The sequence below is a fragment of the Phyllobacterium sp. genome, assembly GCF_037994425.1.
GTDB lineage: Bacteria > Pseudomonadota > Alphaproteobacteria > Rhizobiales > Rhizobiaceae > Phyllobacterium.
In genome coordinates this window covers 1-13,968 of the sequence record NZ_JBBNAM010000073.1, presented here as the reverse complement: position 1 = coordinate 13,968, position 13,968 = coordinate 1, and the positions used below count along the sequence as shown (strand labels likewise).

The 13,968-nt window shown below is 57.2% G+C and carries 12 protein-coding genes and 3 pseudogenes; 11 read left to right on the top strand and 4 right to left on the bottom strand.

The window, feature by feature from the left end; translation table 11 throughout:
• The 3 genes and pseudogenes from AAAB35_RS05600 to AAAB35_RS05590 form a co-directional block, all read left to right on the top strand.
• A pseudogene (locus AAAB35_RS05600) lies at positions 1–291 on the top strand (glutamine cyclotransferase); the annotation flags it as partial.
• 230 nt (positions 292–521) lie between these two features.
• Positions 522–1,610, top strand: coding sequence for a patatin-like phospholipase family protein (locus tag AAAB35_RS05595; RefSeq protein ID WP_340667233.1), 1,089 nt, complete (start codon positions 522–524; stop codon positions 1,608–1,610).
• A gap of 6 nt (positions 1,611–1,616) precedes the next feature.
• Positions 1,617–3,034, top strand: a pseudogene (locus tag AAAB35_RS05590) (GntP family permease).
• A 23-nt stretch (positions 3,035–3,057) separates the two neighbouring features.
• On the opposite strand, the gene AAAB35_RS05585 reads toward AAAB35_RS05590, so the two are convergent.
• A complete protein-coding gene (locus AAAB35_RS05585) occupies positions 3,058–3,492 on the bottom strand; it encodes an SRPBCC family protein (RefSeq protein ID WP_340667232.1) in 435 nt (144 codons plus the stop codon).
• 129 nt (positions 3,493–3,621) lie between these two features.
• Here AAAB35_RS05585 and AAAB35_RS05580 point away from each other — a divergent pair, with 129 nt between their 5' ends.
• Positions 3,622–4,689, top strand: a complete 1,068-nt coding sequence (locus AAAB35_RS05580; RefSeq protein ID WP_340667234.1) for an adenylate/guanylate cyclase domain-containing protein — start codon at positions 3,622–3,624, stop codon at positions 4,687–4,689.
• Positions 4,690–4,784: 95 nt separating this feature from the next.
• On the opposite strand, the gene AAAB35_RS05575 is transcribed toward AAAB35_RS05580, so the two are convergent.
• Positions 4,785–4,994 carry a hypothetical protein gene (locus AAAB35_RS05575; protein ID WP_340667231.1) on the bottom strand — a complete coding sequence of 70 codons (210 nt, stop codon included), beginning with the start codon at positions 4,992–4,994 and terminating at the stop codon, positions 4,785–4,787.
• A 151-nt stretch (positions 4,995–5,145) separates the two neighbouring features.
• On the bottom strand, positions 5,146–5,784 hold the full coding sequence (locus AAAB35_RS05570; RefSeq protein WP_340667230.1) for a hypothetical protein: 639 nt from the start codon (positions 5,782–5,784) through the stop codon (positions 5,146–5,148).
• A 720-nt stretch (positions 5,785–6,504) separates the two neighbouring features.
• Here AAAB35_RS05570 and AAAB35_RS05565 point away from each other — a divergent pair.
• Positions 6,505–6,870 carry a hypothetical protein gene (locus AAAB35_RS05565; protein ID WP_340667229.1) on the top strand — a complete coding sequence of 122 codons (366 nt, stop codon included), beginning with the start codon at positions 6,505–6,507 and terminating at the stop codon, positions 6,868–6,870.
• On the opposite strand, the gene AAAB35_RS05560 is transcribed toward AAAB35_RS05565, so the two are convergent.
• Positions 6,867–7,823 carry a sugar-binding transcriptional regulator gene (locus AAAB35_RS05560; protein WP_340667228.1) on the bottom strand — a complete coding sequence of 319 codons (957 nt, stop codon included), beginning with the start codon at positions 7,821–7,823 and terminating at the stop codon, positions 6,867–6,869. The two genes, AAAB35_RS05565 and AAAB35_RS05560, sit on opposite strands and share 4 nt — an antisense overlap.
• 179 nt (positions 7,824–8,002) lie before the next feature.
• On the opposite strand from AAAB35_RS05560, the gene AAAB35_RS05555 reads away from it, so the two are divergent.
• From AAAB35_RS05555 to AAAB35_RS05530, 6 genes and pseudogenes are all read left to right on the top strand, one after another.
• Positions 8,003–8,989, top strand: coding sequence for an ABC transporter substrate-binding protein (locus tag AAAB35_RS05555; protein ID WP_340667227.1), 987 nt, complete (start codon positions 8,003–8,005; stop codon positions 8,987–8,989).
• Between the two features lie 8 nt (positions 8,990–8,997).
• Complete coding sequence (locus tag AAAB35_RS05550) at positions 8,998–10,701, top strand: iron ABC transporter permease (protein ID WP_340667226.1); 1,704 nt, start codon at positions 8,998–9,000, stop codon at positions 10,699–10,701.
• Positions 10,689–11,762 (top strand): ABC transporter ATP-binding protein, encoded by a 1,074-nt coding sequence (locus AAAB35_RS05545; RefSeq protein WP_340667225.1) that lies wholly within the window; start codon positions 10,689–10,691, stop codon positions 11,760–11,762. The genes AAAB35_RS05550 and AAAB35_RS05545 overlap by 13 nt, the downstream gene beginning before the upstream one ends.
• Entirely contained in the window at positions 11,759–12,913 is a 1,155-nt protein-coding gene (locus tag AAAB35_RS05540) for an MBL fold metallo-hydrolase (protein WP_340667224.1), read from the top strand. The genes AAAB35_RS05545 and AAAB35_RS05540 overlap by 4 nt, the downstream gene beginning before the upstream one ends.
• A 23-nt stretch (positions 12,914–12,936) precedes the next feature.
• Positions 12,937–13,680, top strand: coding sequence for a 5'/3'-nucleotidase SurE (locus AAAB35_RS05535; RefSeq protein ID WP_340667223.1), 744 nt, complete (start codon positions 12,937–12,939; stop codon positions 13,678–13,680).
• A 59-nt stretch (positions 13,681–13,739) separates the two neighbouring features.
• Positions 13,740–13,968 (top strand): annotated as a pseudogene (locus AAAB35_RS05530) (Na/Pi cotransporter family protein); the annotation flags it as partial.

Below are 13,968 nucleotides of genomic sequence, written 5' to 3'. Positions count from 1 at the left end.
GGCCGCACGATCCATCAGATCGATCCCGAAACCGGGGCAATTTTGCGCACCATCGAATCCAACCGCTTTGTTACTGGCGTGACGTGGGTTGATGGCGAGCTTTGGCACGGGACCTGGGAGGGCGAGGATAGCGATGTTCGGCGCGTCGATCCGATGACCGGAACGATCCTGGAACGCGTCGACATGCCAGCGGGCTTGCCCGTATCGGGACTTGAGTCCGATGGTGGAGATCGGTTTTTTTGCGGTGACGCTGGTGCCGGCAAGGTCAGAGCCGTTCGCCGGCCGAAATAAAGGCCTGATGAACCATCCTGCCGCGAATTTGCGATCGACAATTTGGAACCAATCAATTTTTCAGAGCCCTGCTGACATCCGGCAGCGAAGTTCGTACGACCACTTGCCAATGTTGCTGCACTGCAGCATAGTTCCGGGAGACCGGCCTTGGGGGCCTTGAGGTGCAATAAAGGTGTCTTGCATCGACATCGCCTGGCAAGCCTTTCCGGCCGTCTTGAGGGGTAAGGTTGATGGGCACGGCAAATGACGACAGGTCTGAAGCTCTAAATGCCAATACGCGCAACCCTCTGCCGATCGACCTTGCGCTGCAAGGCGGCGGGGCGCACGGCGCTTTTACCTGGGGTGTCATCGAGCGCTTGCTCGACGAACCTTGGTTGACGGTCGAGAGCGTTACTGGAACGTCGGCGGGAGCGATGAACGCTGCTGCCCTCGTCTCGGGTTTTGCCCTGAACGGTCCCGAAGGAGCCAAAGCGGCTCTTGAAATATTCTGGCGTCGGGTGAGCGACGCAGCACGATACAGCCCCATACAGCGTACGCCTTTCGACGTCTTCATGGGCAACTGGTCTCTCGACAATTCTCCGGGCTATGTCTTCTACGATATTTTCAGCCGTCTGTTTTCGCCCTATGAAACCAATCCGACCAATGTCAATCCGCTTCGCGACGTTCTGGAGGAATGCATTGATTTCGACGCCCTCAAGCAGTCGGAAGTAAAGATTTTCGTCAATGCGACCAACGTGAGGACCGGATTGCCACGCGTATTTCGCAACGCGGAAATGCACGTCGACGTCCTTTTGGCGTCGGCCTGCCTTCCCCTTATTCATCAGGCCGTCGAGATCGACGGCGATCCCTATTGGGACGGCGGGTTCTCCGGCAATCCGTTGCTTACGCCAATCATCCGCGAGAGCAAGGCGCGCGACACCCTCTTAATCCAGATCAACCCCATCGAGCGCCCGGGCGTACCAAAAACGGCCCGCGATATCCTCAACCGGCTCAACGAGATCTCCTTTAACTCCAGCCTCAAGAAGGAACTTCGCGGCCTCGCGATGTTCAAGCGCCTCATCGCAGAAGAAGGTGGCCTCGAACACGTTGAATGGGTCGAACAATGGGCCGACATGCGCATCCACCGCATCACCACCCCGAAGATGGTCGAACTTGGTGTCTCCTCGAAGCTCAATGCCGAATGGGAATTTCTGACGATGTTGCGCCTCGAAGGCCACGCGCGCGCCGAGGCATTCCTCAAGGACCATGGTGCCGACCTTGGCGTCCGTTCGTCCTTCGACATTGATACCCTGCTTGATACAATTCTTGAACAGGTGTGATGGCCGATGGGAATTCCCGCGATCCTGATCGCACTTGGTCTCTTGATCTGACTTGCTTATCGCGGCTGGAGCATCTTGCTTCTGGCACCAACCTGCGCGCTGTTGGCGGCCTTACTTCCACCGAACCGCTTCTGGCGAACTGGACTGAGACTTTCATGAGCAACGCTGCCCAGTTCGTGGCGCAATTTTTCCCCATCTTTCTGCTCGGGCCTTGTTCGGCAAGCTCATGGAATCGAGCGGGTCGGTGGAAGCAATTGCCGCCTGTATGACAGAAAACTCGGCACGCAGCGTGCGATTCTGGCGATCGTTCTCGCGGGAGCCTTCATAACCTATGGCGGCGTCAGCCTTTTTGTCGCCTTCTTCGTCCTGGCGGCCATGGGCCACGCCCTGTTCAAGGCAGCCAATATCCCGCACCGGCTGATGCCGGCCGCCATTGCACTGGGGACCTCGACATTCACCATGTCAGCCATGCCCGGTACACCGGTGATCCAATTTGCCATCCAATGCCATTCTTCGGCACCAATCCCTTTGCTGCTCCCGGTCTTGGGCTGATTGCATCGGCAATCGGGCTGAAGGCAGAGCGAGGCGCAAGGGGGGCTACACCTACGCGGGTTCGGCCGATCCCAATGCCGCCGCCGATGACGAGCTCATCCGCGAGCGCGCCACGAGGGCAAGGGAATTTGACCACGACGAAATCAAACGCGGCGGGCATACTGAAACCCTGCCGCCGTTTCGCCTGGCGGCCCTGCCTCTGCTGGTGGTCGTTCTGACCAATTTGTTCATATCCTTCGTCGTGCTGCCGAGGATGGATGCGACGTTCCTGAACGACGAGCGATGCGGAGCCACATCGTTTGTAGCCGTGGGTGGCGTCTGGTCTGTCATTGTCGCGCTCGCAACTGCCATTCTTGTGCTTGTCACCACCAATTATCGACGGTTACCGAGCCTGCGGACAACAATGGACGCGGGAGCCAATGCTTCAGTGCTGCCTATCCTCAGCGTTGCCAGTCTCGTGGGGTTCGGCGCTGTCGTTGTGGGCCTTCCCGCGTTTGAAGTCGTAAAGAACTAGGTTCCTTGGAGTCGAGGGCGGTCCGCTGGTGTTGCTGGCTCTTGCCACCAATATCCTAGCTGCCTTGACAGGTTCGGCATCGGGTGGATTGACGATAGCGCTCGGTGCGCTTGGACCAGCCTACATGACCATCGCCAACACGATCGGCCTCGATCCGGGCCTCATGCACCGCGTCGCGGTCATCGGCGCAGGTACGCTTGACAGCCTTCCCCACAACGGTGCAGTCGTTACTCTGCTTTTCGTGTGCGGCTCATCGCACAAGGAAAGCTATGTCGATATCGTCATGGCAGCAATTGTTGGAGCACTGATCTCGCTCATTGCCGTTATCGGACTTGGGACCGTTCTTGGATCATTCTAGGGTCACTGTGCTGCCGGTTAGCGTTATTCAACCGGCGTATCCGGTCCAGGCTCACCTCCCGCCGCAGCGACGGCAAGTCGGCGCAGGTAGTGGGTCCAACCCTTTTCATGGCTGGCACGTTCCTTTTCGTCCGGCAGCCCGCCGTGGGTGAATCGTACGAGCGTGCCCCCGTCCGTCTCGATAAGGTCGATCTCGATCAGCCCTGATCCGGGCGGCACGCTCTCATTGCCGTCCCAGCCGAAGCTGTAGGCAAGGCGGTGGACCGGGATCACCTCGACGAAATGGCCGCGGGCGGTATGCGTGTCGTTCATGCTGACAAGATAGACGCCGCCCGGATGCGGCTCCATCGTCGCCTTGGTGCCCATCCAACGCAGGATCTTGTCCGGATCGGTCAGGAAGGCGAAGACCGTTGCCTGTGGGGCAGCAATTTCGATCTCACTGTGAAGCGTCTCGGTCATCGGCGACCTCCTCCGGTTGGGGACGGCATGTCATGTCCACGAGTTTTGAGCAAATTTAAGCAAATCGAGGTCTCAGGCAAGAAACAAAATCTCATGACAGCTGTGAGACACCGCTGCATAATTGCCGCCATGCGACTGCCATCTTCCCTATCTTTCCTCGTCGACAAGGCAATTGCGTGTGAGGACGGTGCCGTCTTTCTGGCCGAGCTTGCTGCAACCCTTGCCGCCGACGGCGTACCATTGGCTGGCGGAGCGCTCACCCAATTGGCGCCCCATCCGATCATTGAGCGACGCACGTTTTTGTGGCGTGCCGATACCGGAAAGGTCATCGAGGCCCTCGGCCTCGCCGGCCCTGCCGATGCAGATGACGTGCATGTTGCGCGCAACTGGCTGGCCGCTCTTGGCGCCGGTGTGCAGGTCGATTTCGCTGGCGCTCCGTCCGATGGGGCCATGCTTGCCTGGACCGCGAGCCGGCAGTTCAGCCAGGCCGAATCGGATCTTCTGCGCCAAGTGGCGCGCTTTGCTGCAGCGCCCCTAGCGTTGCTGGCCAACCGCTCGACCCTGGTCGAACTCTTGACGACCTATCTTGGCCGGCGCAGCGCGGCACAGGTACTGGCCGGCCGTTTGCGACGCGAGCCCGGTGAAACCATCCGGGCGGGCTTGCTTTACGCTGATCTACGCGGCTTCACGGAATTGTCGGAGGTCTCGGACGCAAAAGATGTCGTTGCGGCTCTTGACGCCTGGTTCGACCGAATTGCCGGCGCCGTTCATGCTTTCGGCGGCGAGGTGCTGAAATTCATCGGTGACGGCGTTCTGGCGATCTTTCCGATTGGCGAGAGGAACGCTGCCTCCGCCTGCGATGCGGCGCTGCGCGCGGTCGGCGCCGCACGCGCCGGCATGAACCATCTCAATCGTGCCCGCGCTGCACAAGGCATGCCAACCTTGTCGTTTGGCACGGCGTTGCATCTCGGCGAGATGCTGTGGGGCAATATTGGTACTGCCGACCGCCTCGACTTTACCGCGATCGGTCCCGCGGTAAATCTCGTCAGCCGGCTGGAGGGACTGTGCCGGCCGCTGGGACACACGGTGTTGGTGTCGGGTATCTTCGCCGCGCATACAAAGCAGCCGCTGTTTGAGCTTGGTGAACATAAGTTGCGAGGCATTACCGCGCCGTGCAAGGTGTTTGCACTGCCATAGGGCGTGCCGTTGACGAGATTTGGCAGCGCGATGTCCGGCTGCGTTGCGGCGCCAACCGCAAAAGCCCTGCGCCGGTGTTCGTTAAAACCAAAGGATTACTGCTCGGTGAGGACGCCCGTGGAAGGATCTTTGGCGAGTTCGGCCATAATCCGCGCTTCAGAGTGGCGCAGGCGGGCGAGCCGGTCGATCTCGACCTGTCGAAGCCGGTGCGGATACCTTGCGTCCGCAACAATCATCTTGATCATGCTTCTAATGTTAACCAGAACATACCGCCATGTCTCGGGTGGATGCTCATCAAGCTTCATCGCCATCACCTCCATAATTGTCGGTCAGAGGTCAGGCTAGTGCCCGGACAGATTGGCCGTCATTTAACTTTGACATGCCCCTTCCATTTTGCTCGATCCCTTGACGGGGGATTGTTCAAATGCGTTCCATGGCAATGCGCTCAAGGGTGGGCTATCGCGACCGTGCGGCTGCAGATCGCTTGCCGGACGATCGTACGACGACAATTTCACCCGTCGTCTTGCGCTCAGTATGGTAGCTCCCCCTCAGCTTGTTCCTGTCTTCATCGAAATAGAGATCAAGGTAGCAGACGCCCTCATGCGGCATGGCGCGACTGCGGTACTGCGCCTGCGGATCAGTATCGTAGATGTACCAGATTCTGAACTTTCCTATCTGGTAGAACGGCTTCAGGAAGCACTGTGTCGTATAGGATTGCGTCTCACCGGACTTGAACGAAACCGACGTGGAAAAAAGCCCCTGTCGGATAGCGATCTCGACGGGGATCGGTGGCACTTGAATTCCCGTCTTCGGATCAGAGTAGGTCGACAATACCTGGCCGGTCCACGTGCCATTGAGATTGGGAAAAGTCTGACGCTGCACAGAGGGAAACCATCGCCAGACGGGACGCCAGATGAGTTGCAGGATTGAGACAAGGACCGCCGCTGCGAGCAGGAGCATCATGGACCACATCTCCAGTGTCGAAGGCGTGTCCCTAAATGCAATTCGATATACGATCTGCGCACCATAGCCGACCAGGGCCAAGCCAACGAGGATAAGGCCGAATTGATACTTCTTTGGAAGCAGCCACCACATCTTAACGTCTCTCAGGTAAACGATTGGTCGCAATACTGCTTCAGGGCGTCGTCGCTGAAGTCGCTGCTGGTTTCTCTTGCTTGCAAATCGCTTTGATCAATAGCCCGGTCATCATTCCCACAACAATCTGTCCCGAGACAAACTCTAGGACGGTTGCATAAATCACAAGGCCGCTTTGCTGCCGTCAACTCGATAAAGCAAACGTCGTTACCAGCAGGTATATTCCTGGTAGGGGATCCGATCATCCTCGAGCAGTCGCCATAACACTGTAGCCCCTGGAAGCCAGTTTAAAGATATGCCTCTGAAACTATCTTGTTGGCTTCAGCGGGCGAGGGGCTGGGCCTTCGCAGAAGCAAAAGATAACATCTCCAGAAGGAGAGGTGTGGCCAGTAAGCTCACAACCGATATCTGTCTCATGTGATTTCTTCATCACGGGGACGCGGGGACGCATATCCACTGCATCCGGGTAGCAAGTGGCATGAGTGTAGGTATGCGACAGGTGCAGCGTGCCCTCCCGCATGTCCAGATCGACCTCACTCGCCTAAATGACTGCCGGCGTTACCCGCCCTGCGGCCCGCTATTGGAAGCCGGAGGATAGTATCTGTTAATGGACACATTCCAATCTGCATTGCTTCAAGCGTAGTTAGAGATCAAGATTCTGCTGGCTCGCCCTTTCGCTTGGCGATAAGCTTCTTCACATTGCCAATCTGGAGTAGCTGAATGCCGCCGTTTCCTGCCGAGGTCCGTACACTACTGAACCGGGTAATCGGTTCATCTCCTGCTGATTTGCGACTAGTCGCACAGCGGCTGCACGATCATGCGCTCGAGGAACGTATGTCCGGAGAAGAATTAAGAGCTACGTTGGACAAGCTCGGCTATCGCACGATCGCGGAATTCTGCGCCGATCTGGATATGCCGGTTCACGTGGCAGAGCGCTGGGAGCGTTTTGGGGTGTCGGCAGAAATGAAACAGGTATTTGCCCTACTTATAAATCAACGAAAGCGCTTTGCAGAGGCCGTCAAGGAATTTGAGTCAATTACCCATGTCGGGCTTGAAGATTTTCTGCGCAGCCGGGGTGTTCTCTAACCGAGCAGAGCTGTAGCCGTTTCGCTTTCAGTGATCAGAACGCGAGCGGGCACGACGCTGAGCGCGGCTCTTATTGCCTCGACCTTGGACGGACCTCCCGCAGCAATGACAACGTTGGGGATTTGTGCAATGGTGTCGAGCTCAATTGCCATAACTTGGCGATTAATCGGGTGGTCCACCAACTGCCCCTGACGATCGATGAAGTAACAAAGTACATTTGCTACCGCGCCTTTGGCCTTCAATGAGTCGATGAGTTCGGGTGGGACTATACCGTGGCGGAAGATCGTTGATTGCGGTGAAATGTCGCCCACGGTAAGAAGCGCTATATCTGCTTGCGCTGCCCGTCGTCGAACGTCCTGAAGGGTTGGCTGCTGCCAGAGTGCTTGGCGCAATTTTTCGTCGGTAACGATCACCGGGGCCGTGATCTGGTAGCTGTCGATATCGAAGGCTTCAGCTACTCTTGCGGCGACAATCGACGGGTTTATCCACCGCGAGTGGGCGAGGCTTCCGACAAGCCCGACCACAGTGGCATTGGAAAGTTTGCGCCGTTCGATAAAGCGCAAGCTGGCAAAAAGCGTTGCGCCGCCGCCGATCGCCAATGTCGTGCCGTCCTGCATCTGTTCGCCAAGATAGTGGGCGACAGCATGCCCCAACGCTGTTTCTAGATGCTCGGCGGAATTTGGCGTTGGGATGACGATCGCCGAGTGGAGGTTAAACTGCCGCTCAAGTCGGCGTTCCAGAGCGATTTGCTCGGCGGTGCCACTATTGATTGTTGTGATCACCACACCCTCGGCCGTACAGGCAGCCAGGGTTCGCATGACCTTGACGCGGCTGACGTTCAGTTTGTCGGCAATCTGCTCCTGTGTCAGACCCTCGACATAGTAGAGCCAAGCCGTTTTGACCTTGATGTTGGAGGACACAATCGGAGGTACTTTGGTTCCCATACTCGTCATTCCGGTTTCCTGGACCAACCTCTTTTACACCAAAACTGTTCAAATGTAATTGACACTGAACAAATGAACATAGATTATACGCTCAAGCAAAGGCGCCTTACGGGTTGTGGCGCTTTGCATGGAGGAGCAACGGACAATGCGTTCGCGCTTGTCACAATTGAGCCCGGGAGGAATTCAACATGAACAAGTATGTACGCACGGCCATAGGCGTACCTGTCTTTTTAGCCGCTTCAATGCTTTGGGTAACGGCAAATGCGCAATCGCTGATGCTGTATACCTCGCAACCTGATGCGGACGCTGCCAAGACCGTGGAAGCGTTCAAGAAGGTCAATCCTGATATTGATGTCCAAGTCTATCGCTCGGGGACAAGCGATATCATGGGCAAGCTCGCCGCGGAATTTTCGGCAGGCGCCCCGCAGGCTGACGTCCTTCTCATCGCCGATGCCGTAAGCATGGAAAGCCTCAAGAAGCAGGGGAAGCTGAAAGCGTATGAGAAAGCCAATGTCGAGGGATTTTCCCATGACTCCTATGACTCGGAGAAGACCTATTTCGGCAGCAAGCTCATCACCACAGGCATCGCCTATAACACTGGCGCAGCGGCCAAACCTGAGCATTGGGCCGATCTCACCAAACCAGAGTATAAGGGTATGATCGTCATGCCGAGCCCACTTTACTCCGGGGCTGCCGCCTACATGCTGAGTGGTTTTGCTGAAAAGCCGGATCTCGGCTGGGACTACTTTGAGAAGCTCAAAGCAAACGAGGTGGTGAGCGTGCGCGGCAACGGTGCGGTGTTGAAATCTGTGGCAAGTGGAGAAAAGCCATATGGCATTCTCGTGGACTTCATGGCGCTCAATGCCAAGGCGAAAGGTTCGCCAGTGGAGTTTGTCTTCCCGTCCGAAGGCGTGCCGGCCGTGACCGAGCCCGTAGCAATCATGTCGACCGCAAAGAACGTTCCGGCCGCCGAGAAGTTTGTTGATTTCATCCTTTCAGACGAAGGCCAGAAACTCGCTTTGAGCCAGGGATATCTGCCCGCGAAACCTTCCGTCGGACGTCCTGCGTGGCTGCCGGAAGGGGTCAAGGTAACGGTGATGCCGATCGAAACCCAAAAAGTGCTTGAGAAGACGGACGCTGACAAGGCCAAGTTCTCACAAATGTTCGGCGGCTAAGAAGCAACATGTCCACACGGCTAAAGGAGCGTCAGGGCATTGACACCGCCCTGATCGCAGGGGTGGCGTTTGTCGTCGCCATGCTTTCGATCGTTCCCATGGCGCGGCTGGTATTCGAGCTGGTTATGCCGCAGAGCAGCTTTTCGCTTCGCCCGATTCAAGCTGCGATGGCAAGTTCTGCGACCTGGACGGCAACGTGGCATTCCCTGCAGGTCGGCATCGGCGGCACGCTATTTGCGGTGGTTCTCGGAACTTGTGTCGCGTTACTCGTAAGCCTGACAGATGTGCGCGGGAAGAGCCCATTTGTTCTGTTCTATGTCGTTCCTTTGCTCATTGCGCCACAGGTGACGGCGCTTGCGTGGTTGCAGCTGTTCGGTCCGGCCAGTCCTTTTCTTAAACTCATCGGGATGGCGCCACCGCTTGGCAGTAAAAATCCGCTTTATTCGACCACGGGCATGATCGTACTTCTCGGTGTTCAATACGGTCCGCTGGTGTTTCTGATGGTGCGGGCGGGATTGCGCAAGCTCCCCCGCGAATTGGTGGAAGCCGGATTTAGTTCCGGCGCAGGTCGCCTTACGGTCTTGCGCACGATCATCCTGCCACTCATGACACCGTCCATTATTGGTGCCACGGCTCTCGCTTTCGTCTCTTGCGTAGGCAACTTCGGTATTCCCGCATTCCTGGGAATACCGGCGAATTATCTCGTCCTTCCAACGCTTATCTACCAGCGTCTGGCTGGCGGCGGCCCCGCCGTTTTGTCGGAGGTTGCTGTGCTATCATTCCTGATTGGACTTATCGCCATTGCGGGCATCCTCGCTCAGGACTATGCGGCTCGCCGCCGTGATTATCGGATCGCCTCCACCTCTCTGCCGGCGGCCCCATTCGAACTGGGGCGTTTGCGCATAACATTCGAGATCTTGATGTGGCTTTTGATCGTTGCCGTGCTTGTGCTGCCTATTCTTGGGCTATTCTTGACGTCACTCGTCTCGGCCTACGGTACACCCCTGAACGCCGAGACCGCGACGTTGACCAACTATACGTTTGTCATGTTCGATCACGCAGCGGCAAGCCGCGCATTTTTCAATAGTTTCGGTCTCTCGCTGGCCGCGGCTCTCTTTGCCGTCGTGCTCGCAGTACCGCTTGCCTACATCGTAACCTGGCGAAAAAGGTGGTGGACCAATTTTCTGAACCTCTCGGTCGAGCTTCCCTATGCTCTGCCGGGCGTAGTGCTTGCAATCGCTTCGCTCCTTCTGTTTCTAAAACCACTGCCGATCGTTGGGCTGCAGATCTACAACACGGTCTGGATCATTCTCTATGCTTACTTGGCCCGCTTCCTTGTCCTGGCCGTGCGTCCGACGATCAGCGGGCTGCATCAGATCGATCGTTCCCTGGAGGAAGCCGCGCAGGTTGCTGGCGCAAGACTGTTCCGCCGCATGCGCACGATCATCTTCCCGCTCGTCGCTCCCGCTACCCTTGCTGGCGGAATATTGATCTTCATGACGGCATTCAGCGAGCTGACAGTGTCGGCTCTCCTTTGGGCTTCAGGCTCGGAGACTATCGGCGTAGTGATCTTTTCCTTCGAGCAAGGTGGCGATTCAAACTACGCCGCGGCGATTTCCGTCCTCACCGTTGCGATCACATTCATTCTTATGCTGCTGACCAGTCTTTTTGCGCGGCATCTTCCAGCTGGAGTGCTCCCATGGCGGGATTAGAAATCAACAACGTCTCGAAAAGCTTCGCCGGATTTAACGCGCTTACGAATGTATCCTTGGACGTGCGTAACGGTGAATTCGTCGCGATACTTGGCCCTTCAGGCTGCGGCAAGACGACTTTGTTGCGATTGATTGCCGGCTTCGAGAAGGTCAGCGAAGGTACTGTTAAAGTGGGCGGAAATCTCATGTCGAGTCCCTCCCTCAACGTACCGCCGGAATCGCGCAAGGTTGGTATCGTATTCCAGAACTACGCCTTATGGCCGCATATGACGGTTGCCGAAAATGTGGGCTACAGCCTGAAGGTTGCCAAGGTTGCCAAGGCGGAGAGGGAACAGCGCATCGAAGAAGCGCTTGCTCTTGTTGATCTGAAGGGTTTCGACGATCGTCGTCCGTCAAACTTGTCTGGGGGCCAGCGGCAGCGCGTCGCGTTGGCGCGTTGCCTTGTTTCCGCGCCGTCCCTCGTTCTGTTCGACGAGCCACTCGCCAATCTTGACGTTCACCTGCGTGCTTCGATGGAGGACGAGTTTGCATCGTTCCACAAGAGGACCGGAACGACGATCGTCTACATTACCCATGATCAGGCCGAAGCGATGGCACTTGCCGACCGTATCGCGGTAATGGATCGGGGCGTCCTTGTCCAATTTGCGACGCCGCGCGAGCTCTATGAACAACCTGCCACGGATATGGTGGCCTCCTTCATTGCGCAGGGCATGGTTATTCCGATCGAAATACTATCTGCTCCGCAAAATGACGAATGTTCGGTGCGGATATTGGGCCAGGAAGCGCAACTGCGTTGCAGTTCCCGGCAAATGGTCGTTAGCGGAGCGAAAGCCTGTGTTCGGCCAGCAGACATAGAGATTGTTGAAACAGGCGGCATCCCCATCGAGATCCAACGCTGCGTCTATCGGGGCGGCAGTGCCCGGATCGAGGCGAAGCCATTGGATGGAAGCAACCTTGATCTCCATTTCAACCTTCCTGAACCGATGCGCCTCTCAGCCGGCGATCAGATTCGAATTCGAATCAAGTCGGGTTGGGTCATTCCTGAGGGGCGTGCAGCATGATCCGCGTCGATCTCTTCGGTGGCTTCGGCGAAAAAGGCCGGACCTGTGTCGGCATGGCGACGCCATCAACGCGCATCGTTTGCGATGTCGGCATCAAGGTCGGCGCGATTGGTAGAGAGTACTATCCGGCAATAGAGCATGATCAGATAGCTGAGCTCGACGCGCTATTCATCTCGCATGCACACGAAGATCACATCGGCGGATTAAGCTGGCTGCAATCACAGGGGTTTTGCGGACAAGTTTTCATGACAGAGGAAACGTTGTCCGAAGCGCCGGCCATGCTGGAACAATATGCTGGAAACGGTGCCGGTCGCAATTACCCGATAACATTGCGGGGGATCAAGACGTTTCTGCCCGGCGCGCAAATCGATGTCGGCGACTTGCGCATCCGCACCGGCCGATCCGGCCATGTTCCCGGCGGGGTTTGGTTTGGCGCGGAGGGTGCGGGCTCAAAGGTCGTTTATACGGCGGACGTCGTTCCTGAAAGCAATGTTCTTGCGATGGATCCAGTCCCGGAATGCGATCTTCTGGTGCTCGATGCTTCTTATGGAGCAGATTCCGTGTCCGGAAACGAGCGAAGCTTGGCAATCCGGGATTGGATCGAACGGCAGATCAATGGCTGCCTGTTGCCAGTGCCGCTGTCTGGAAAGCCCTTGGAACTGATGGCGATATTGCCCGGGCGCTTCGCAATACATGCTGCAATGCGGGAACCTATTGCGGCGCAGATTGCCGCACAGGATGCATTCCTGCCGGGGGTCGTTCCGGTCTTGTATGAAAGGTTGGCAAGCGCTGCCGACTGGAACGAAGCCTCACCATTTCCAGATTGTCCGCTCCTGACCTTTGATGGAATGGGAAGCGCTGGCCCGTCCGTTAAAGCTATTGTTCGGGCGGCAGAGCAGGATTTGCCGATCTTGCTGACGGGCCACATACCTCCCCAAACGCCCGCCAGTGCGCTTTTTGCAGAAAAGCGAGCCGATTGGATAAGGCTTCCGACGCATCCTACAAGGGATGGCAGCATAGCGATCTGGCAGGATGCGGGGCGTCCCGCAGTGGTGGGCCATTCGTGCACGCAGGAGGCACTCGAGGAACTGCAACCATATTTGCCGACCCTGGACGTTACCGCCCGGTCGGGACAGCATCGTAACGTGTGAGTAGGACCAAGCTGGAGTTTTCGATGAGAATTTTGATCTGCAACGACGATGGTGTTGATGCGCCAGGGCTTGAAAAATTGTCGGAAGCTGCGCGATTGATTACCAATGACGTGTGGACTGTCGCTCCTGAGGCGAAACGCACGGCCGCAGGTTCCTCGATCACGATAGCTCGCCCGATCACGATGCGCCAAGTCGACGCGAAGCGCTATTCGTGCTCTGGCACACCCGCCGACTGCGTCGTGACGGCGATGACTTGGCTTTTCTATGACCAGCCGAAGCCGGACCTTGTCCTTGCCGGCATTAATGAGGGCCGCAATGTTGCTGAAGACCTTGCCTACTCCGGAACTCTCGGCATAGCGCGAGAGGCGACATTCTGGGGAATTCCGGCAATTGGCATCTCAAGGGTCAAACAACCGCGCCATGCAGCCACTGATGCCACGTGGGTGGCCGATTTCATTAGGCGGGCATTGAAGGAGCGAAGCGCCTGGGTCGCGAATGGGCATTGGCTCAGTGTCAACCTTCCAGCCGAACTGCCGGCGCCCGTTCGGCAACCACGCATCGGACGCGACAAGATAGGCCGGAGCGCCGAGGTCGTGAGTGAGGAAGCTAACATCACCACCCTGATCGTGCCACGTGGCCGGGAGCACAGTTCCACCGAAGGCGACGAAAACAGTCTCATAGATTCGGGTCATGTATGCGTGAACCGCCTGAACTGGTTTGGCGAAAGCAAGCTCGATCACAGCTTTGTTGAGAAGCTGGCAAGTTGATTCATGTGAGCCGGTAAGCCCGCGGCTGCCGTTCAGGCAAAAGGTAAGGAAAGCTTGAAGTGAACGGTTCTTCGGTTTTGTTGCATTTGGCCGGCGCAGTGGCGCTTCTGCTCTGGGCAACGCGCATGGTCCGCACCGGTGTCGAGCGCGCCTATGGCGAGCGCATGCGCCGCAGCCTGCGCGGGGTCCTGCACAATCCCGTCCTTGCCGTTCTCTGGGGTCTGATGCTGTCGATCGCGCTGCAGTCGTCGACCGCAGTGAGCCTTCTCGTCGGCTCCTTTGTCGGGT

Bases quoted from the DNA above. Each gene is read 5' to 3' on its own strand.
- AAAB35_RS05595 (WP_340667233.1), top strand. From the start codon at position 522: ATGGGCACGGCAAATGACGACAGGTCTGAAGCTCTAAATGCCAATACG.
- AAAB35_RS05585 (WP_340667232.1), bottom strand. From the start codon at position 3,492: ATGACCGAGACGCTTCACAGTGAGATCGAAATTGCTGCCCCACAGGCA.
- AAAB35_RS05580 (WP_340667234.1), top strand. From the start codon at position 3,622: ATGCGACTGCCATCTTCCCTATCTTTCCTCGTCGACAAGGCAATTGCG.
- AAAB35_RS05575 (WP_340667231.1), bottom strand. From the start codon at position 4,994: ATGAAGCTTGATGAGCATCCACCCGAGACATGGCGGTATGTTCTGGTT.
- AAAB35_RS05570 (WP_340667230.1), bottom strand. From the start codon at position 5,784: ATGTGGTGGCTGCTTCCAAAGAAGTATCAATTCGGCCTTATCCTCGTT.
- AAAB35_RS05565 (WP_340667229.1), top strand. From the start codon at position 6,505: ATGCCGCCGTTTCCTGCCGAGGTCCGTACACTACTGAACCGGGTAATC.
- AAAB35_RS05560 (WP_340667228.1), bottom strand. From the start codon at position 7,823: ATGACGAGTATGGGAACCAAAGTACCTCCGATTGTGTCCTCCAACATC.
- AAAB35_RS05555 (WP_340667227.1), top strand. From the start codon at position 8,003: ATGAACAAGTATGTACGCACGGCCATAGGCGTACCTGTCTTTTTAGCC.
- AAAB35_RS05550 (WP_340667226.1), top strand. From the start codon at position 8,998: ATGTCCACACGGCTAAAGGAGCGTCAGGGCATTGACACCGCCCTGATC.
- AAAB35_RS05545 (WP_340667225.1), top strand. From the start codon at position 10,689: ATGGCGGGATTAGAAATCAACAACGTCTCGAAAAGCTTCGCCGGATTT.
- AAAB35_RS05540 (WP_340667224.1), top strand. From the start codon at position 11,759: ATGATCCGCGTCGATCTCTTCGGTGGCTTCGGCGAAAAAGGCCGGACC.
- AAAB35_RS05535 (WP_340667223.1), top strand. From the start codon at position 12,937: ATGAGAATTTTGATCTGCAACGACGATGGTGTTGATGCGCCAGGGCTT.